The sequence below is a fragment of the Nocardioides soli genome (assembly GCF_014191495.1).
GTDB lineage: Bacteria > Actinomycetota > Actinomycetes > Propionibacteriales > Nocardioidaceae > Nocardioides > Nocardioides soli.
Map to the genome: position 1 here is coordinate 470,004 of NZ_JACHWR010000003.1, position 20,179 is coordinate 490,182.

The following is a 20,179-nucleotide window of genomic DNA, read 5'->3' on the forward strand; positions in this document are numbered from 1 at the left end:
ACGATCGTGAACCGGTTCGCGCGGGTCCGGCCCGTCTTCCTAGACTCGTCCCTGTGTCCGGACCCAACACCGACTACGACCCCGTGGAGGTCACTCCGTTGAAGGCCGAGGAGGTCGAGGCCGCGCGCGACGCTGCGCTCGCCGCGATCACAGCCGCCGCCGACCTCGCCGAGCTGAAGCAGGTCCGGATCGACCACACGGGCGACCGCTCGCCGCTCGCCCTGGCCAACCGCGAGATCGGTGCCCTGCCGCCGCAGGCCCGCAAGGAGGCCGGGCAGCGCATCGGCCAGGCCCGCGGCGCGGTCGCCAAGGAGCTGGGGGAGCGGCAGACCGTGCTCGAGGCCGAGCACGAGGAGCGGATGCTGGTCGAGGAGACCGTCGACGTCACGCTCCCGACCGACCGGGTCCCGGCCGGTGCCCGGCACCCGCTGACCACCGGTGCCGAGCTGATCGCCGACATCTTCGTCGCGATGGGCTGGGAGGTCGCCGAGGGCCCGGTGATCGAGGCGGAGTGGCTGAACTTCGACGCGCTCAACCTCGGGCCCGACCACCCGGCCCGCACCATGCAGGACACCTTCTGGACCGACCCCGGTACGGACCACCTGGTGCTGCGCACCCACACCTCCCCGGTGCAGGCGCGCACCATGCTGTCCCGCACGCCGCCGATCTACGTCGTCTGCCCGGGCCGTGTCTTCCGCACCGACGAGTACGACGCGACGCATAGCCCGGTCTTCCACCAGGTCGAGGGCCTGGCCATCGACGAGGGCATCACGATGGCCCACCTGAAGGGCACGCTCGACCACTTCGCCACCCAGATGTTCGGCGACGGCATCACCACGCGGTTCCGCCCGTCGTACTTCCCCTTCACCGAGCCCAGCGCCGAGGTCGACCTGGTCTGCTTCGTGTGCCGCGGTGTCGGCGAGCACGACGGCGCGCCGTGCCGCACGTGCCGCGGCGAGGGCTGGATCGAGTGGGGCGGCTGCGGCGTCGTCAACCCGCGGGTGCTGGCCGCCTGCGGTGTCGACGCGGAGCGCTACACCGGCTTCGCGTTCGGCATGGGCATCGACCGGACCCTGATGTTCCGGCACGGCATCGAGGACCTGCGGGAGCTCTTCGAGGGTGACGTCCGCTTCACGACCGCTTTCGGAACGGAACTCTGATGAAGGCCCCTGTCTCCTGGATCCGCGAGTACGTCGACCTGCCGGCCGGCGTCACCACCGACGAGCTCGCCGCGCGGCTGACCGCGCTCGGGCTCAAGCTCGAGGCCATCGAGCGGCCCGGCGACCAGATCACCGGCCCGCTCGTCGTCGGCAAGGTGCTCACGATGGAGCCCGAGCCGCAGAAGAACGGCAAGACCATCAACTGGTGCACCGTCGACGTGGGCGCCGCCAACGGCACCGGCGAGCCCCAGGGCATCGTCTGCGGTGCGCACAACTTCAAGCCCGGCGACCTCGTCGTCACGGTGCTGCCCGGCGGCGTGCTGCCCGGCAACTTCGAGATCTCCGCGCGCAAGACCTACGGCCACGTGTCGGCGGGCATGATCTGCTCGGCCCGCGAGCTCGGACTCGGCGAGGACCACGACGGCATCATCGTGCTGTCTGAGGGCGCCGGTGCGCCCGGCGACAGCGCCTTCCCGCTGCTCGGGCTCGACGACGAGGTCATCGAGTTCGAGATCAACCCCGACCGCGCCTACGCGCTCTCGCTGCGCGGCGTCGCCCGCGAGGCGGCGCTGGCCTACGGCGCGCCGTACCGCGACCCGGCCGAGCGTCGCCTGCCGGAGCCGAACGCCGGCGGCTACCCGGTCGAGATCGACGACCCGGCCGGCTGCCCGGTCTTCGTCGCGCGGCTGGTCACCGGCTTCGACCCGGCCGCGCCCTCGCCGGACTGGATGGTCCGCCGGATCACCCAGGCCGGGATGCGCCCGATCTCGCTGGCCGTCGACGTCACCAACTACGTGATGCTCGAGATCGGCCGGCCGATCCACGGCTACGACGCCGACCGGCTCCAGGGCCCGATCCGGGTCCGGCGGGCCCGCGAGGGCGAGCGGATGACCACGCTCGACGGCGCCGAGCGCACCCTCTCGGTCGAGGACCTCGTCGTCACCGACGACTCGGGGATCATCGGGCTCGGCGGCGTCATGGGCGGCGAGACCACCGAGATGTCCGACACGACCACGAACATCCTCGTCGAGGCCGCCCACTGGGACGCCACGTCGATGTTCCGCACCGGCAGGCGGCACAAGATCACCTCCGAGGCCGGCAAGCGCAACGAGCGGGGTGTCGACCCGGTCGTCACCCAGGCCGCCGCCGACCGGGTGGTCGAGCTGCTCACGACGTACGGCGGGGGCACGGCCGACCCGGGCGTCACCGTCGTCGGCCTCCCGCCCGAGCAGCCGACGATCACGATCTCCTACGACCTGCCCGCGCGGGTGACCGGCATGCCGATCGACGCGGCCACGACGGTGGCCAACCTCGAGGCGGTCGGCTGCGTGCTGGAGAAGGGCGACACCACGCTGACGGCGACGACGCCGCCGTGGCGTCCCGACCTGACCGACCCGTTCGACCTGGTCGAGGAGGTCGCGCGGATCGTCGGCTACGACCAGGTGCCCTCGGTGCTCCCGCGCGAGGCCACCGGCCGCGGCCTGACCCGTGAGCAGCGGCTGCGGCGCCGGGTCGGTCGCACGCTGGCGGGCGCCGGCTGCGTCGAGGTGATCAGCTTCCCGTTCGTCGGCGACGCCACCTTCGACGCGCTCGGGCTGCCGGCCGACGACGAGCTGCGGCACACCGTGCGCCTGGCCAACCCGCTCTCGAGCGAGGAGCCGGCGTACACGACCACCCTGCTGCCCGGACTGCTCAAGGCCGCCGCCCGCAACGTCGGCCGCGGCGCCCCGGGCGTGGCGCTCTTCGAGACCGGCACCGTGGCGTTCCCGGCCGACCGCGGCCCGGCGCCGATCTACGGCGTCGACTGGCGGCCGAGCGACGACGAGCTCGCCAAGCTCTTCGAGGCGATCCCCGACCAGCCGCTCCACCTCGCCGTCGTCCTCGCGGGCGAGCGCGAGCGCGGCGGCTGGTGGGGCGAGGGCCGCGACGCCGGCTGGGCCGACGCGGTCGGCCTGGTGCGCCGGCTGGCCGCCGAGCTCGGCGTGGAGACCGACGTGGCCGCCGCGCAGCGGATGCCGTGGCACCCGGGTCGCTGCGCCCAGGTGCGCCTGGCCGGCCCCGGGGACGGTCTGGCCATCGGGTACGCCGGCGAGCTGCACCCCAAGGTGTGCCAGGCGTTCGGCCTCCCGCCGCGCAGCGCCGCACTCGAGATCGACCTCGACGCCCTGATGCGACACGCACGCGACGTCACGCCGGGCCCCGACTTCTCGGCGTACCCGGTCGCGAAGGAGGACGTCGCGCTGGTCGTCGACACCGAGGTCACCTCGGCGGACGTCGAGTCCGCGCTCCGTGAGGGCGCCGGCGACCTGCTGGAGGCGGTGCGGCTCTTCGACGTCTACACCGGTGAGCAGCTCGGCGCGGGCAAGAAGTCGCTCGCGTTCGCGCTGCGGTTCCGGGCCGCCGACCGCACGCTGACCGAGGAGGAGACGGCAGCCGCACGCGACGCGGCGGTCGCCCTCGCCGCCCAGCGGACCGGTGCGGTGCAGCGAGCCTGATCCGCGGAGGTGATTCCGGCGCGACTGTCGTTTTCCGGTGATCCCGTTCGTGGACAGGGTGAGTACCCCTCCCGACCACGAAAGTGAGCACCGACATGCGCACGCTCATCTCCTCCGCCTTCGTCTCGCTCGACGGGGTCGTCGACTCGCCCGGCGGCGGCACCCCCTCCGAGAGCCACCGCAGCGGCGGCTGGACCTTCAAGGACATCGACTTCCTCCCCGAGGTCTACGAGCTCAAGGGCCGCGAGATGGAGGAGGCCGCGGCGATGTTGTTCGGGCGGGTCAGCTACGAGGCGTTCGCGCCCGTCTGGCCGGGCATGACCGAGTTCGCCGTGGTCAAGGACATCCCGAAGTACGTCGTCTCGTCGACGATGGCCGACGACGATCTCGTCGACGACTGGGGCCCGACGACCATCCTCCGGTCGACCGACGACGTCCGCGCACTCAAGGACTCCGACGGGGGCCCGATCCTGATGGCCGGCAGCGCCGAGCTGAACCGGTCGCTCTCGGACGCCGGTCTGATCGATCGCTACCACCTGCTCGTCTTCCCGGTGCTGCTCGGCGCCGGCAAGCGGCTGTTCAGCGACAGCGACCGCGAGAGGCAGCGGCTGCGGCTGGTCGAGCACGAGGTCTACGCCAACGGGGTCCAGAAGAACGTCTTCGACGTCGTGCGGTAGCCGAGCCCGGCGGTCGCGCCTCGGTCATGGTGGCGCTGGCATGATCGCGGACGTGATCCGGCTCCGCGTGCTCGACGAGGTCACCTGGGACGGTGCGCCGGTCCCGGGCGAACGGACCCACGCCCTCCTGCGCGGCCTCGTCGAGGCCGGGCGCCGCGGTCTCAGCGACGCCGCGCTCGTCGACGAGGTGTGGATGGACGAGCCGCCGGCCAACCCTGCCAAGGCGCTGCACGTCGTGGTCTCGCGTGCCCGCGCCGCCACGGCCGTCGACGCGATCGAGCGGACCGCGCGGGGCTACCGGCTCACCCTCGCCGTCGAGGAGGTCGACGCCTGGGCGGCGCGACCGGAGGGTCTGAGGCTCGCCGCCGCGGGGGAGTACGCCGCCGCGCTGCCGCTCCTCGAGCGTGCCCAGCCCGACGACGAGGTGGTCGCGGCGCTGCTGCGCTCGGTCGCGGGCGTGCACGGCGTCCCGGCGGCGCTGGACCGCTACGAGGCCTACCGCACGGAGCTCGCGGACCGGCTCGGCGTCGACCCCGCCCCCGAGCTCCGGGCCCTGCACGTCGAGCTGCTCGCACGCGATCGTCCGGTCCGCGCGGGCCTGCTCTACGAGGCGTCCCGGCTGATCGGACGCGAGGACGACGCCGCCGCACTCGAGGCGATGATCCGCTCCTCGCGGGTCACCTCGATCGTCGGCCCGGGCGGCCTCGGGAAGACCCGGCTGGCACACCTGATGGGCCGGCTGGCCGAGCAGCCCGTGGTGCACTTCGTCGAGCTCGCCGGCGTCACCTCGCCCGAGGGCGTGGCGGTCGAGGTCGGCGACGTGCTCGGCGTCCGTGAGTCGGTCGCGGGCCGGCTCATGTCGGCGGCGGCGCGGCGTACCGATCTGGTGAGCCGCATCGTCGACCAGATCGGCACTGCCCCGGCGCTGCTGATCCTCGACAACTGCGAGCACCTCGTCGAGGCGGTCGCCGACCTCGTCTCCGTGCTGGTGCAGCGCACCCCGTCGCTGCGCGTGCTGACCACCAGCCGGGCGCCGCTCGGCATCGCCGCCGAGCGCGTCTACCAGCTGCCCCAGCTCGGGCTCGACGACGCCGTGGAGCTCTTCGCCGAACGGGCCACGGCCGCCCGGCCCGGCGTACGCCTTGACGACGAGGAGGTGCGCTCGCTGGTCGCCCGCCTCGACGGCCTCCCGCTGGCCGTCGAGCTGGCGGCCGCCAAGGTGCGGGTCATGTCCGTCGCCGAGATCGAGCGGCGCATCGACGACCGGTTCGCACTGCTCCGCGGCGGGTCGCGCGACGCGCCGGCTCGCCATCAGACCCTGCTGGCGGTGATCGACTGGAGCTGGAACCTCCTCCACGACGAGGAGCGGGTCGCGCTGCGCCGGCTCTCGATCTTCCGCGACGGCTTCGCGCTCGACGGGGCCGACGCGGTCGTCGACGGCGACGCGCTCACCGCGCTGGCCAACCTCGTCGACCAGTCGCTGGTCACCGTCGTCGAGGGCGCGAGCGGACTGCGCTATCGGCTGCTCGAGACGGTCCGCGAGTTCGGCCAGATGCGACTGGCGGAGTCGGGGGACGAGCCCGCGACACGGGACCGCCTCCGCGGGTGGGCGGTCGGGTTCGCCCGCGACGTCGAGCGCCGGCTCTTCGGGCCGGAGCAGGTCGACATGATGACGGCAGCCCGTGCCGAGGAGGGCAACCTCGTCGACGTACTCCGTGCGGCGCTGCGCGACCAGGACGCTCCCGCCGTGGTCGCTCTGATGGCGTGCCTCTCCGACTTCTGGACGATCGAGGGCAGTCACCTCAAGGTGGTCAACCTCGCCGGCGACGTCGACGACGTCGTCTCCTCGGCCGAGGTCGAGGAAGAGCTGATGCCGCTGCTGCGCACGACCCTGGCCGCCATCACCTTCAACTCGATGATCTTCTCCGAGTCGCCGACCGAACGCGCTCAGGCTCGTCTCGACGAGCTCGGCCCGGGTGCGCCCGGTACCCGCGCCTCCGCCCAGATCAAGGTCCTCCAGCGGGCGCGGCTGATGGAGAACGACGGCGACGCCGATCGCTTCGAGGAGCTCGTCGAGGACCCCGACCCGCGGGTGCGCCAGCTCGCCCTCCAGTGGGCCAGCCAGTTCTACGAGAACCAGGGCGACCTCGCCCGGGCCCAGCTGGCCGCGCTGCAGTCGCTCGACATCCTCGACGACCGCGACGGTCCGTGGACTCGCGCGCTGGTGAGGTCCCAGCTCTCGGGGCTCCTCCAGCAGGGAGGTGACATCGACGGCGCGCTCGAGTACGCCGAGGGTGCCCTCCCGACCATGGAGGCGCTGGGCGCCCTCGAGGACGTGGCCCAGCTCAAGGCGGTGCTGGCCGTGGCCGCGATGGAGGACGGGCGGGTCGAGGACGCCGGCCGGATCTTTGACGAGATCGCGGCCGCCGACTCCGGGGTCGGCGTCTTCGGCGCCTCGATCATCGTCCTCTGCGGACGCCCCGAGCTCGACCTGGTAGCCGGTCGGATCGAGGACGGGCTGCGCGGCTACCGGCACGCGGTCTCGACGCTGGAGCAACGCTCCTTCCCCGCCTTCGGCGACGGGATCACCGTCGCGCCCTGGGTGCTCTTCCCGACCGCCGCAGCCGTCTCTGCCCATCTCCGCCACGGTGCCGCCGACGAGGTTGCCGGCCTTCGTCGTGAGCTGCGCGCGCGGACTCCCCACATCCTGGAGAACCGGCATGGGTTCCTGGACTACCCGGTGGCCGGCTCGGTGCTGTTCGCCCTCGCCGAGTGGGAGCTGGTCCACGACCCGGACGACGAGACCGCCCGCCGCGCGATCCGGATGATCGCGATCGCCGACCGCTTCGGCTACAACCGCCAGCTGCCGAGCCTCTCCTGGGACTGGGCCCAGGAGCTCGCCGACACCCACCTGCCCGGCGCGCTCACCGCCGCCCGCGCCGAGCTCGACGGCCGCAACGGCCCCGAGCTCCGCCAGGAGGCTCACGGCCTCGTGACGGAGCTCGAATAGCGTGCTGGTGGTCTCGGCGGTTGAGGTGTGAGGAGCGCCAGCGACGAGCCTTGAAACCACGCCCGTCTCGGTGGTTGAGGAAGGCGCCCTGGCGCCTGTCTCGAAACCACGTCGGTGGTCACGGTGGTTGAGGAAGGTGCTCTGGCGCCTGTCTCGAAACCACGCCCTGCCGGACACGGTGGTTGAGGTGTGAGGAGCGCCAGCGACGAGCCTTGAAACCACGCCCGTCTCGGTGGTTGAGGAAGGCGCCCTGGCGCCTGTCTCGAAACCACCGCTGCTTCTCGGCTCACCGGGTTTCGACGCGCTCGTGCGACTTCGTTCCTCAGTCGCGTCGCTTGCTCAACCTGGCCGGCCCCACGCCGGGCGCTCGTTCCTCGCGCCCGGCTGGCCGTCTCATCGAAACCACCGCTGCTTCTCGGCTCACCGGGTTTCGACGCGCTGCCGCGGCTTCGTTCCTCAGCCGCGCCGCTTGCTCAACCTGATCGAGCAACGCCGGGCGCGAGCGAGCTCGCGCCCGGCTGCTCAATCACATCTTCCGGGAGTAGGAGCGGACCGAGAGCGGGAGGAAGATCGCGACGACGATCGCGCAGCCGAGCAGGGCCCAGCCGACGTTGGCGGTGAGCGCGCCGTTGTTCATCAGGTCGCGGACCGCACTGATCACCAGCGAGACCGGGTTGACCTTCACGAAGGCCTCGAGCCAGCCCGGCAGGGTGTCGGCGGGCACGAACGCGTTCGACAGGAAGGTCAACGGGAACATCACCATCATCGAGATGCCCTGCACGGCCTGGGCGCTGCGCGCGCGGGTGCCGAAGTAGGTGAAGATCCAGGCCAGTGACCAGCCCGCGACGATGGTCAGCAGCCAGCCGGCGATTACGCCGGGGACGCCGCCGGCCGGCCGGTAGCCCATCAGCAGACCGGTCAGGATGGTCAGGGTCGCCGCGGTGGCGTAGCGGAGCAGGTCGGCCATCGCCGGGCCGACCAGGGGAGCGATCCGGGCGATCGGCAGCGACTTGAACCGGTCGAAGACGCCCTTGTCCATGTCCTCGCGGAGTTGGATGCCGGTCGCCATGCAGGCGGTCAGCGCGGTCTGGGCGAGGATGCCGGTGATCACGATCGGCAGGTAGTCCTGGACGCTCCCGGAGATCGCGCCACCGAAGATGTAGGCGAACATCGCGGTGAACAGCAGCGGCTGCAGGGTGACGTCGAACCACTGCTCGGGGTTGCGCCGCATCTTCTTCACGGCGCGCCAGGCCATCGCCAGGCTCTGGTCGATCGTGTCGCGCAGCGACGGGCGGGTCACGATGGTGCGGTCGAGCACCTCGGTCGTCTCGTGCTCGGCGAGCAGGGTGGTGCTCATCGTGCGGCCTCCATCTCGGGCTCGGTGCGGTCGGTGGTCTCGTCCTCGGCGCCGTGGCCGGTGATCGCCATGAACACCTCGTCGAGGGTGGGCTTCTGGACGGTCGCGCTCGCGATCGAGAGGCCGGACTGGCGCAGCGCGATCAGTACGTCGGCGGCCTGGTTGGCGTCGGCGAGCGCCACGTTCATGCCGCCCGACTCCGGGGTGAGCACCGGCTCCTCGTCGAGCACCCGGCGCACGACGGCGGCGGCGTCGGGGGCGTCCGCCACCTCGGACATCCGCAGCTGGAGGGTCGAGCTGCCGACCGAGGTCTTCAGCTCGTCCGGGGTGCCCTCGGCGACCTTGATGCCGCGGTCGATGACCGCGATCCGGTCCGCGAGCTGGTCGGCCTCGTCGAGGTACTGCGTCGTCAGCAGCACGGTGCTGCCTTCGCGGATCAGGTCCCGGATCGTGTCCCACATCTGACCGCGGGTCCGCGGGTCGAGGCCGGTGGTCGGCTCGTCGAGGAAGATCAGCGGGGGCTGGGAGATCAGGCTCGCGGCGAGATCGAGCCGCCGACGCATACCGCCGGAGAAGGCGCTGATCTGCTTGTCCCGCGCCTCGTTCAGTCCGAAGCGCTCGAGCAGGTCGGCGGCCGTCGACTTCGCGCGGGCCGAGGACAGGCCCTGCAGCCGACCGAAGAGCCAGAGGTTCTCGTAGCCGGTGAGGTTCTCGTCGACCGAGGCGTACTGCCCGGTCACGCCGACGAGCTGGCGGATCATGTGCGGGTGTCGACCCACGTCGACGCCGAAGATGCTGGCTCGGCCGCCGTCCATCGGCAGCAGGGTGGCGAGCATCTTGAGGGTGGTGGTCTTGCCCGCGCCGTTGGGCCCGAGCACGCCGAAGACCTCGCCGCGGCGTACCTCGAGGTCGATCCCGTCGACCGCGCGGAAGTCGCCGAAGGTCTTGACCAGCCCGGAGGCCGCGACGGCCAGGTCGGTGTCAGGAACTCGTGTCATGCCGAGAACTCTCGCCCCGGCCGGTTTCAGCCCGCCTTCACTCCGATTTCACCGGTTTCAGGGCAGACGCGGGGAGCGCGCCCGAACACCGTGGTGGAGGAGGGAGGGCCTCGTCCGACGGTGGTTGAGGAGGGCGTTCTGCGCCCGCCTCGGAACCACCCTGCCGACCCGAACCCACGCTCGTCGAGCGCACCGGGACGACGGACCTCACGCCTGGACGACGAAACTCCCCGCCCGGAGGCACGACCGCCCCGCCGCCGCACCGCTCAGTCGATCGCCTGGTTCACGCACGCCCGGAACTGCTCCTGCACGGCCTCGTCCCCGCTGAGCGTGATCTCGGTGTCGTCACCGCGGCGCCACAGCCAGGCGTCGAGGGCACTGGCGGGCCCGCTCACCACGACGTCGGGGTCGACACCCGGGTCGGCGACCGCCGAGATGTCGTCGAGATCGTGCTCCTCGCCCGACTCCGGGTCCGTCCCCGTGAACCGCCCGGTCTCGACCCACACCACGTCGCCGGTGTCGGTGACGTCGACCCGCACGAACCGGCCGTACGGCGTGAAGCTGCCCCACGGGGGAGTGCCCCCGAACATCACGTCGAGCGCCTCGTCGACGCCGTCGGCGGCGAGAGCGGGGTCGAGCGGCGTGACCGCGCCCGCGGTCTGCTCGGCGTCGAGCCGGTGGATCAGCGCCTCGTGTGCCTGCCGGCGGAACGTGAACCCGACCGTCTGCTCGTCCGACCACGACCAGGCCGGCTCCGCGGGGTCGGCGGCGCCGAGCGCGGCGACCAGCCGCGCGGCCTGGGCCTCGTGGAAGGCCAGGAGCTCGTCGTACGCCGCGGGCTCCGTGGGCTCGTCGAGCTCGTCCGGCCCCACGGGGCGCTGGGTGATGATCGTGGCCCAGAAGTGCAACACGCGGGCGTGGTGCCCGAGCAGGTCCGTCGCCGTCCAGTCCGGGCAGCCCGGCACCCGTGCCTCGGGATCGCACGTCGCCAGCACCGACCTGAGCCGTGCCGCCTCGGCGTCGATGTGTCGCAGGTAGTCGTCGAAGGAGAGTCGCGCCATACTCGGAACCTAGGACCGACCACCGACACACCGCACCCGAGTTACATGACCATGCAGAACTGTGTATAGTCATGCATATGCCGATCAGGATCGCCGTCGCCGGAGCCAGCGGGTACGCCGGGGGTGAGTTGCTGAGGCTGCTCCTGGGGCACCCCGAGATCGAGATCGGCGCGCTCACCGGTGCCTCCAACGCGGGGCAGCCGCTCGGCGTCCTGCAGCCACACCTGGTGCCCCTCGCCGAGCGGGTGCTCGTCGAGACCAGCCTCGAGACCCTGCGCGGCCACGACGTGGTCTTCCTGGCCCTCCCGCACGGCCAGTCCGGTGAGCTCGCCGCCCAGCTGGGCGACGCGACGGTGGTCATCGACTGCGGCGCCGACTTCCGGCTCGCCGATCCCGCCGTATGGGAGAGGTTCTACGGCGGCAGCCACGCCGGCACCTGGCCCTACGGCCTGCCCGAGCTGCCCGGCCAGCGCGACGCCCTCCGGGGCGCGAACCGGGTCGCCGTACCGGGCTGCTACCCGACGATCGCCACGCTCACGCTCGCCCCGGCCGTCGCCGCCGGCGTCGTCGAGCCCGACGTCACCGTCGTCGCCGCCTCCGGCACCTCCGGTGCCGGCAAGGCCGCCAAGCCGCACCTGCTCGGCAGCGAGGTGATGGGCAACGCCAGCGCGTACGGCGTGGGCGGCGTGCACCGGCACACCCCCGAGATCACCCAGAGCCTGTCGCGGCTCACCGAGGATGCCGTCCGGGTGAGCTTCACCCCGCTCCTGGTGCCGATGCCGCGCGGCATCCTCGCCACCTGCTCCGCGCGGCTCACCGCCGACCTGAGCGCCGACGAGGCCTACGACATCTACGCCAAGGCGTACGCCGACGAGCCCTTCGTCCACCTGCTCCCGCAGGGGCAGTGGCCGCAGACCAAGTCGGTCACCGGCTCCAACTCCGTCCACCTCCAGGTGACGGTCGACGAGGACGCACGACGAATGGTCGCCGTCGGTGCCGTGGACAACCTGTCCAAGGGCACCGCCGGCGCTGCCGTCCAGTGCATGAACCTCGCGCTCGGCCTCGACGAAGGACTGGGCCTCTCGACCGTAGGAGTAGCTCCGTGAGCATCACCAACCCTCAGGGCTTCCGGGCCGCCGGCGTCGCCGCCGGGCTGAAGTCCACCGGCGCGAAGGACATCGCGCTCGTCGTCAACGACGGCCCGCAGTTCGACTCGGCCAGCGTCTTCACCGCCAACCGCTGCAAGGCCAACCCGGTCCTGTGGAGCCAGGAGGCCGTCAAGGACGGCATCGTCAAGGCGGTCTTCCTCAACTCCGGCGGCGCCAACTGCTACACCGGTGCCGACGGCTTCCAGACCACCCACGCGGTCGCCGAGACCGTCGGTGCCGCACTCGGCATCGGCGCGATCGACGTGGTCGTGTGCTCGACCGGACTGATCGGCCTCACCAACGACCGCGCTCAGCTGCTCGCCGGTGCGCAGGCGGCGTACGACGCGCTGGCCGCCGACGGGGGAGCCGAGGCCGCCCAGGCGATCATGACCACCGACTCGGTCAGCAAGCAGGTCGTCGTCGAGGGCGCCGGCTGGTCGATCGGCGGCATGGCCAAGGGTGCCGGCATGCTCGCCCCCCAGCTGGCCACGATGCTCGTCGTGCTGACCACCGACGCCGTCGTACCCGCCGCCGACCTCGACACCGCGCTGCGCGCCGCGACCCGGATCAGCTTCGACCGGCTCGACTCCGACGGCTGCATGTCGACCAACGACACGGTGACGCTGCTGGCGAGCGGTGCCAGCGGCATCACCCCGAGCCCCGCCGACTTCACCGCCGCGCTGACCCAGGCCTGCACCGACCTCGCGATGCAGCTGCTCGCCGACGCCGAAGGCGCCGACCACGAGATCGCGATCACCGTGCTCAACGCGGCCACCGAGGACGACGCGGTCGAGGTCGGCCGCAGCGTCGCCCGGTCCAACCTCTTCAAGGCCGCGGTCTTCGGCAAGGACCCCAACTGGGGCCGGGTCCTGGCCAGCATCGGCACCACCAGCGCTCAGTTCGACCCCGCCGACCTCGACGTCGCCATGAACGGCGTCTGGGTCTGCAAGCAGTCGACCCCGCACGCCGACCCGGCGACCGTCGACCTCGACCCGCGCGAGGTCAGCGTCACGATCGACCTGAAGGCCGGGCCCGAGCGCGCGACCGTCTGGACCAACGACCTGACCCACGCCTACGTCCACGAGAACAGCGCCTACTCCTCATGAGCGACCAGAGCGACAGCCCCGTGATCGAGCACGTCCACCACGACCCCAGCAAGCCCGACCCGGCGAAGGCCCGCACCCTGGCGGCCGCGCTGCCCTGGCTGAAGCGCTATCACGGCAAGATCGTCGTGGTGAAGTACGGCGGCAACGCCATGACCGACGAGACCCTCAAGCGCGCCTTCGCCGAGGACATCGCCTTCCTCCGGTTCGCCGGCTTCAAGCCGGTCGTCGTCCACGGCGGCGGCCCGCAGATCTCCACGATGCTCGACAAGCTGGGCATCGAGTCGGAGTTCCGCGGCGGACTGCGGGTCACCACCCCCGAGGCCATGGACGTCGTCCGGATGGTCCTCGTCGGCCAGGTCCAGCGTGAGCTGGTCGGCCTGATCAACGAGCACGGCCCGCTCGCCGTGGGCTGCTCCGGCGAGGACGCCGGCCTGTTCACCGCCGAGCCGACCAACACGGTCGTCGACGGCGAGGAGGTCGACCTCGGCCTCGTCGGCGAGGTGGCGCACGTCCGGCCCGAGTCGGTCCTCGACCTGATCGAGGCCGGCCGGATCCCGGTCGTCTCGAGCGTCGCGCCCGACGTGAACGGCGTGGTCCACAACGTGAACGCCGACTCCGCGGCCGCCTCGCTCGCCGTCGCGCTCGGGGCGGAGAAGCTGCTCGTCCTCACCGACGTCGAGGGGCTCTACCTCGACTGGCCCGACTCCGACGACGTCATCGGCGAGATCAGCCCGGAGGCGCTCGCGGAGATCCTGCCGACGCTCGCCGCCGGCATGATCCCCAAGATGGGCGCCTGCCTCCAGGCGGTGCAGGACGGCGTTCCGCGCGCCACCGTCGTCGACGGCCGCGAGCCGCACGCCGTGCTGCTCGAGCTGTTCACCAACGAGGGCGTCGGCACCCAGGTGCTGCCCGGCGTCGAGACCAAGACCCGGAAGGCGAGGGACGCCGAGTGAACACCACCACCACCACCACCACCACGGGCGGCTACCAGGAGCGGTACGCCGCGAGCCTGATGAACACCTTCGGCGCACCCAAGCTGCTGCTGACCAGGGGCGCGGGCGCACACGTCTGGGACGCCGACGGCAAGGAGTACGTCGACTTCCTCGGCGGCATCGCCGTCAACGCCCTCGGCCACGCCCACCCGGCGCTGATCGAGGCGGTGACCACCCAGCTGCAGACCCTCGGGCACGTCTCGAACTTCTTCACCACCGCGCCCCAGGTCGAGCTCGCCGAGAAGCTGCTCGACCTCCTCGGCGTCGGTGTCGGCGGCGGCCGGGTGTTCTTCACCAACTCCGGCACCGAGGCCAACGAAGCGGCGTTCAAGCTGACCCGGCGCACCGGCCGCACCCACGTCGTGGTCGCGGAGGGAGCGTTCCACGGCCGCACCATGGGCGCGCTGGCGCTGACGTCGAAGGAGGCTTACCGGGCGCCGTTCGAGCCGCTGCCCGGTGACGTCATCTTCGTCCCGTTCGGCGACACCGACGCGCTCGCCGCCGCGGTCACCGACCGGACCGCGGCGATCCTGCTGGAGCCGATCCAGGGCGAGGCCGGCGTCAACATCGCGCCCGAGGGCTACCTCGCGGCCGCGCGCCGCATCGCCGACGACCACGGCGCGCTGCTGTGGCTCGACGAGGTGCAGTCCGGCATGGGGCGCACCGGCGCGTGGTTCGCCCACGGCGGGATCACTCCGGACGTCATCACGCTCGCCAAGGGGCTCGGCGGCGGCTTCCCGATCGGCGCCTGCATCGGCATCGGCGCCGCGGGCGAGCTGCTCCAACCGGGCAACCACGGCACGACGTTCGGCGGCAACCCCGTCGCCTGCGCGGCCGCCCTCGCCGTGATCGCCACGATCGAGGACGAGGACCTCCTCGAGCACGTCACCGTGCTGGGCCACAAGCTCCGCGACGGCCTCGCCGCCGACCCGCGGGTCACCGAGGTCCGGGGCGCGGGCCTGTTCATCGGCCTCGACCTCGCCGCGGACGTGTCCGCGGCCGTGGTCGCAGCCGCCCAGGAGGCCGGCTTCATCCTCAACAACCCGACGCCGGGGCGGATCCGGATCGTGCCGCCCCTGGTGATCACCGCGGACGACGTGAACGCGCTCCTGACCGCGTGGCCGGGCATTCTCGACACCGCCTTCGCAGGCGAGGGGGAGCAGCCGTGAGCCACGCCGTGCGTCACTTCCTGGCCGACGACGACCTGACGCCCGCGGAGCAGGCCCGGGTGCTCGCCCTCGCGGCGGAGCTCAAGCACGCGCCGTACGACGCCAAGCCCCTGGCCGGTCCGAAGACCGTCGCGATGATCTTCGACAAGCAGACGCTGCGCACCCAGGCGTCGTTCGCGGCCGGCATCGCCGAGCTCGGCGGGTTCCCGATGCTCGTCGACGGAGCCCTGGCCGGGATCGGCGTGCGCGAGTCGGTCCACGACGTCGCCCGCGTGCTCGGCCGGCAGGCGTCGGTCATCGTGTGGCGCACCTACGAGCAGCGGCGCCTCGAGGAGATGGCGGAGCATGCGGGGGTGCCCGTCGTCAACGCGCTCACCGACGAGTACCACCCGTGCCAGCTGCTCGCCGACCTGCTCACCATCCAGGAGCACAAGCAGCAGCTCGCCGGCCTGACCGTAGCCTTCGTCGGTGACGGCGCCTGCAACATGGGCAACTCCTGGCTGCTGGCCGGTGCCACCGCGGGGATGCACGTCCGCATCAGCTCGCCCGAGGGCTACGCGCCGGAGGCCGCGATGTTCGAGCGGGCCGCGGCGATCGGCGCCACCACCGGCGGCTCCGCGGTTCTCCAACCCGACCCGGTCGCTGCCGTCACCGGGGCTGATGTCGTCGTGACCGACACCTGGATCTCGATGGGCAAGGAGGACGAGGCCGCGGCCCGGGCCGAGGTGTTCGCGCCGTACTCGCTCACCACCGGGCTCTTCGAGCAGGCCAAGCCCGACGCGATCGCCATGCACTGCCTGCCCGCCTACCGCGGCAAGGAGATCGACGCCGAGGTGCTCGACGGCCCGCAGAGCGTGGTCTGGGACGAGGCGGAGAACCGCCGGCACGCGCAGAAGGCGATCCTCGCCTTCCTGACCGGGGACCCGGGATGAGCACTGCGCTCCGTCCGACGACCAAGAGCGCCCGCCACCAGCGCATCGTCGAGATCGTCACCCAGCACGAGGTGCGCTCGCAGGGCGAGCTCGCCGACCTGCTGGCCGAGAGCGGCCTCCGGGTCACCCAGGCCACCCTCTCGCGCGACCTCGTGGAGCTCGACGCCGTCAAGGTACGCACCGCCGACGGCGCACTCGTCTACGCCGTGCCCGCCGAGGGCGGCGACCGACGACCCGCGGCGCCGGGGGAGACCGTCGCGGCGGCGTCCCGGCTGGCCCGGCTCTGCGGCGAGCTGCTCGTCAGCGCCGAGGCCAGCGCCAACCTGGTCGTGCTGCGCACCCCTCCCGGCGCCGCCCAGTTCCTCGCTTCGGCGTTCGACAAGGCAGAGTTTCCCGAGGTGCTCGGCACGATCGCCGGAGACGACACCGTCCTGGTGATCGGGCGCGAGCCGACGGGCGGCGACGACCTGGCCCGCCGGTTCCTCGCCCTCGCCGACGCCCACTCCCACGCAGAACAGAAAGTAGACAACCCGTGAGCAAGGTCCTGACGTCCCTCCCCGCCGGCCAGCGTGTCGGCATCGCGTTCTCCGGAGGGCTGGACACCTCGGTGGCCGTGGCCTGGATGCGCTCCAAGGGCGCGATCCCCTGCACCTACACCGCCGACATCGGTCAGTACGACGAGCCCGACATCAGCGGCGTGCCCGGGCGCGCGCTCCAGTACGGCGCCGAGATCGCCCGCGCCGTCGACTGCCGCCCCCAGCTGGTCGAGGAGGGCCTGGCCGCGATCGCCTGCGGCGCCTTCCACATCCGCTCGGCGGGCCGCGCGTACTTCAACACCACGCCGCTCGGCCGCGCGGTCACCGGCACGATGCTGGTCCGCGCCATGCACGAGGACGGCGTCGACATCTGGGGCGACGGCTCGACGTTCAAGGGCAACGACATCGAGCGGTTCTACCGCTACGGCCTGCTCGCCAACCCCGACCTGCGCATCTACAAGCCCTGGCTGGACGCCGACTTCGTCGCCGAGCTCGGCGGCCGCGCCGAGATGAGCCAGTGGCTCACCGAGCACGACCTGCCCTACCGCGACTCCAAGGAGAAGGCGTACTCCACCGACGCCAACATCTGGGGCGCCACCCACGAGGCCAAGACGCTCGAGCACCTCGACGTCTCGCTCGAGGTCGTCGAGCCGATCATGGGCGTGAAGTTCTGGGACCCGTCCGTCGAGATCGCGCCCGAGGACGTCACCATCGGCTTCGCGGAGGGCCGGCCGGTCTCGGTCAACGGCAAGCGGTACGACGACCCGGTCGCGCTCGTCCACGAGGCCAACGCGATCGGCGGCCGGCACGGCCTGGGCATGTCCGACCAGATCGAGAACCGCATCATCGAGGCCAAGTCGCGCGGCATCTACGAGGCGCCCGGCATGGCGCTGCTCTGGATCGCCTACGAGCGGCTGCTCAACGCCATCCACAACGAGGACACGATCGCCAACTACCACCTCGAGGGCCGCCGTCTCGGACGGCTGCTCTACGAGGGCCGTTGGCTCGACCCCCAGGCGCTGATGCTGCGCGAGTCGATCCAGCGCTGGATCGCGTCGCTGGTGACCGGCGAGGTCACGCTGCGGCTGCGCCGCGGCGAGGACTACACGATCCTGCGCAGCGACGGCCCGACGTTCTCCTACCACCCGGACAAGCTCTCGATGGAGCGCACCGAGAACGCCGCCTTCGGCCCGCTCGACCGGATCGGCCAGCTCACCATGCGCAACCTCGACATCGCCGACTCCCGTGCCAAGCTCGAGCAGTACGCCGCGCAGCCCCTCGACCAGGGCCAGGTGCTCGTCGAGCACGGCACCCTCTTCGGCGAGCTGCCGGCGGGCGGCGCGGAGCGCATCGAGGCGAACCCGGCGGCCGAGGAGGAGCCCGACGAGGTGGCGCTCGACGCCGCCGCGATGGAGTTCGGCAGCGACTGATGGGCACCGACGACACCTCCACCGGCACCAACACCGGCAAGCTCTGGGGCGGCCGCTTCGCGGGCGGGCCGTCGCCCGAGCTCGATGCGCTGTCGCGCTCGACCCACTTCGACTGGCGGCTCACGCCGTACGACCTGGCCGGTTCGCGGGCCCATGCCAACGCGCTGCACCGCGCCGCGCTGCTCACCGACGCCGACCACGCGGAGCTGCTGCGCGGGCTCGCGGCGCTGGGGGAGCGGTACGCCGCGGGCAGCCTGGTGCCCGACCCCGTCGACGAGGACGTGCACGGCGCCCTCGAGCGGCTGCTCGTCGAGGAGGTCGGCGCCGACGTCGGCGGCCGGCTGCGCGCCGGCCGCAGCCGCAACGACCAGATCGCCACGCTGTTCAAGGTCTTCCTGCGCGACCACGCGGCCGTCGTGGCGGGTCACGTGCTCGATCTGGTCGACGCGCTGACGACCCAGGCCCGCGCTCACCTGGAGCCGGGTCGGGAGAGCGTGATGCCCGGTCGCACCCACCTCCAGCACGCCCAGCCGGTGCTGCTCGCACACCACCTGATGGCACACGCCTGGGCGCTGCTGCGCGACGTCGACCGCCTCCGCGACTGGGACGCCCGCGTGGCCGCCGACTCGCCGTACGGCTCCGGCGCGCTCGCCGGCTCCAGCCTCGGCCTCGACCCGGAGGGCGTCGCCGCCGAGCTCGGCTTCACCGGCTCCACCGCCAACTCCATCGACGGCACCGCCTCCCGCGACTTCGTCGCCGAGTTCGCCTTCGTGGCCGCCCAGATCGGCGTCGACGTGAGCCGGATCGCGGAGGAGGTCATCCTCTGGTCGACCAAGGAGTTCGGCTTCGTGACGCTCCACGACTCCTGGTCGACGGGGTCGAGCATCATGCCGCAGAAGAAGAACCCCGACATCGCCGAGCTGGCCCGCGGCAAGGCGGGGCGCCTGATCGGCAACCTGTCGGGACTCCTCGCCACCCTGAAGGCGCTCCCGCTCGCCTACAACCGGGACCTCCAGGAGGACAAGGAGCCGGTCTTCGACTCCGTCGACACCCTCGAGGTGCTGCTTCCGGCGTTCACCGGCATGGTCGCGACCCTGACCTTCGATCGTGCCCGGCTGGCCGAGCTCGCGCCGCAGGGCTTCTCGCTGGCCACCGACGTCGCCGAGTGGCTGGTCCGCGAGGGCGTCCCGTTCCGCGTCGCCCACGAGGTCGCCGGTGCGTGCGTGCGCCGCTGCGAGGAGCTCGGCGTCGAGCTCGACGAGCTCACGGACGCACAGTTCGCCGAGATCTCGCCTGCGCTCACCCCCGGGGTGCGCGAGGTGCTCACCGTCGAGGGCTCGGTCGGCTCCCGCGAGGGCCGCGGCGGCACGGCCCCGGTCCGGGTCCGCGAGCAGCTGACCGAGCTCGCCGCGGCCGTCGACGCACACCGCGCCCGGCTCGGCGCCTGAGCGACGAGCGACGCCCGTGCCGCGAAGGGAGCTCGACCTGTCGGGGCCCGTCCTCGAGCAGGCGCCCCGGCTGCTCAACGCCGTGCTCCGGCACGGCGAGGTCGCGGTGCGCCTGACCGAGGTCGAGGCGTACGACGGCGCGAACGATCCCGGCTCCCATGCCTACCGCGGCATGACCCGCCGCAACGCGGTGATGTTCGGCGCCTCCGGCCACCTCTACTGCTACTTCACCTACGGCATGCACGTGTGCTGCAACGTCGTGTGCGGCCCCGAGGGCCGGGCCAGCGCGGTGCTCCTGCGGGCGGGCGAGGTGATCGACGGTCTCGACGTCGCTCGCCAGCGACGGAACGGGTCCTCCGACCGCGATCTGGCCCGAGGCCCGGCGCGCCTGTGCAAGGCACTGGGCATCGGCCTCGACCACGACGGCACCGACCTGGCCCGGGGGCCGATCACGCTCACCCTCGACTCGCCGCCGGCCGAGGTCTCCACCGGTCCGCGCGTGGGCCTGCGGGCCGCGGCCGACCGGCCGTGGCGGTTCTGGATCACGGGGGAGCGGAGCGTCTCGGCGTACCGCCCCGCGGCGCCGCTGCGGCGCTCGGGGCGACCCGATTTGGGCTCCTGACCGGACCGCTGCTAACGTTCTACTCGTCGCGCTGAGCG

Annotated in this window: 16 protein-coding genes; 13 read left to right on the top strand and 3 right to left on the bottom strand. The window is 72.2% G+C overall.

Annotated features, from left to right (window positions below; genetic code table 11):
• Nucleotides 1-53: 53 nt before the first annotated feature.
• From pheS to FHU40_RS21140, 4 genes are all read left to right on the top strand, one after another.
• Nucleotides 54-1,160: a phenylalanine--tRNA ligase subunit alpha gene (gene pheS, locus FHU40_RS21125; protein WP_183594320.1), complete on the top strand. Its 1,107-nt coding sequence runs from the start codon at nucleotides 54-56 to the stop codon at nucleotides 1,158-1,160.
• Nucleotides 1,160-3,655: a phenylalanine--tRNA ligase subunit beta gene (gene pheT, locus FHU40_RS21130; protein WP_183594321.1), complete on the top strand. Its 2,496-nt coding sequence runs from the start codon at nucleotides 1,160-1,162 to the stop codon at nucleotides 3,653-3,655. The genes pheS and pheT overlap by 1 nt, the downstream gene beginning before the upstream one ends.
• A 95-nt stretch (nucleotides 3,656-3,750) precedes the next feature.
• On the top strand, nucleotides 3,751-4,332 hold the full coding sequence (locus tag FHU40_RS21135) for a dihydrofolate reductase family protein (protein WP_183594322.1): 582 nt from the start codon (nucleotides 3,751-3,753) through the stop codon (nucleotides 4,330-4,332).
• Nucleotides 4,333-4,372: 40 nt separating this feature from the next.
• A complete protein-coding gene (locus tag FHU40_RS21140) occupies nucleotides 4,373-7,342 on the top strand; it encodes an ATP-binding protein (RefSeq protein ID WP_183594323.1) in 2,970 nt (989 codons plus the stop codon).
• 526 nt (nucleotides 7,343-7,868) lie between these two features.
• On the opposite strand, the gene FHU40_RS21145 is transcribed toward FHU40_RS21140, so the two are convergent.
• The 3 genes from FHU40_RS21145 to FHU40_RS21155 form a co-directional block, all read right to left on the bottom strand.
• On the bottom strand, nucleotides 7,869-8,699 hold the full coding sequence (locus tag FHU40_RS21145; protein ID WP_183594324.1) for an ABC transporter permease: 831 nt from the start codon (nucleotides 8,697-8,699) through the stop codon (nucleotides 7,869-7,871).
• On the bottom strand, nucleotides 8,696-9,697 hold the full coding sequence (locus tag FHU40_RS21150; protein WP_183594325.1) for an ATP-binding cassette domain-containing protein: 1,002 nt from the start codon (nucleotides 9,695-9,697) through the stop codon (nucleotides 8,696-8,698). The genes FHU40_RS21145 and FHU40_RS21150 overlap by 4 nt, the downstream gene beginning before the upstream one ends.
• Before the next feature lie 266 nt (nucleotides 9,698-9,963).
• Nucleotides 9,964-10,758 (bottom strand): maleylpyruvate isomerase family mycothiol-dependent enzyme, encoded by a 795-nt coding sequence (locus FHU40_RS21155; RefSeq protein WP_183594326.1) that lies wholly within the window; start codon nucleotides 10,756-10,758, stop codon nucleotides 9,964-9,966.
• Nucleotides 10,759-10,835: 77 nt separating this feature from the next.
• On the opposite strand from FHU40_RS21155, the gene argC reads away from it, so the two are divergent.
• The 9 genes from argC to FHU40_RS21200 are packed head-to-tail and all read left to right on the top strand — an operon-like array spanning nucleotide 10,836 to nucleotide 20,141.
• Nucleotides 10,836-11,864, top strand: coding sequence for an N-acetyl-gamma-glutamyl-phosphate reductase (argC, locus tag FHU40_RS21160; RefSeq protein WP_183594327.1), 1,029 nt, complete (start codon nucleotides 10,836-10,838; stop codon nucleotides 11,862-11,864).
• Nucleotides 11,861-13,012: a bifunctional glutamate N-acetyltransferase/amino-acid acetyltransferase ArgJ gene (argJ, locus tag FHU40_RS21165; RefSeq protein ID WP_183594328.1), complete on the top strand. Its 1,152-nt coding sequence runs from the start codon at nucleotides 11,861-11,863 to the stop codon at nucleotides 13,010-13,012. Before argC ends, argJ begins: the two co-directional genes overlap by 4 nt.
• Nucleotides 13,009-13,965, top strand: a complete 957-nt coding sequence (gene argB / locus FHU40_RS21170; protein WP_183594329.1) for an acetylglutamate kinase — start codon at nucleotides 13,009-13,011, stop codon at nucleotides 13,963-13,965. The genes argJ and argB overlap by 4 nt, the downstream gene beginning before the upstream one ends.
• The gene (locus FHU40_RS21175) at nucleotides 13,962-15,173 is read left to right on the top strand and encodes an acetylornithine transaminase (RefSeq protein WP_343057970.1); all 1,212 of its coding nucleotides are present in this window, start codon (nucleotides 13,962-13,964) and stop codon (nucleotides 15,171-15,173) included. Before argB ends, FHU40_RS21175 begins: the two co-directional genes overlap by 4 nt.
• Nucleotides 15,170-16,105, top strand: coding sequence for an ornithine carbamoyltransferase (argF, locus tag FHU40_RS21180; protein ID WP_183594330.1), 936 nt, complete (start codon nucleotides 15,170-15,172; stop codon nucleotides 16,103-16,105). The genes FHU40_RS21175 and argF overlap by 4 nt, the downstream gene beginning before the upstream one ends.
• Nucleotides 16,102-16,641 carry an arginine repressor gene (locus FHU40_RS21185; protein ID WP_183594331.1) on the top strand — a complete coding sequence of 180 codons (540 nt, stop codon included), beginning with the start codon at nucleotides 16,102-16,104 and terminating at the stop codon, nucleotides 16,639-16,641. Before argF ends, FHU40_RS21185 begins: the two co-directional genes overlap by 4 nt.
• On the top strand, nucleotides 16,638-18,071 hold the full coding sequence (gene argG / locus FHU40_RS21190; RefSeq protein WP_183594332.1) for an argininosuccinate synthase: 1,434 nt from the start codon (nucleotides 16,638-16,640) through the stop codon (nucleotides 18,069-18,071). Before FHU40_RS21185 ends, argG begins: the two co-directional genes overlap by 4 nt.
• A complete protein-coding gene (gene argH / locus FHU40_RS21195) occupies nucleotides 18,071-19,519 on the top strand; it encodes an argininosuccinate lyase (protein ID WP_183594333.1) in 1,449 nt (482 codons plus the stop codon). Before argG ends, argH begins: the two co-directional genes overlap by 1 nt.
• Nucleotides 19,520-19,535: 16 nt before the next feature.
• Entirely contained in the window at nucleotides 19,536-20,141 is a 606-nt protein-coding gene (locus FHU40_RS21200; protein ID WP_183594334.1) for a DNA-3-methyladenine glycosylase, read from the top strand.
• Nucleotides 20,142-20,179 lie beyond the last annotated feature (38 nt).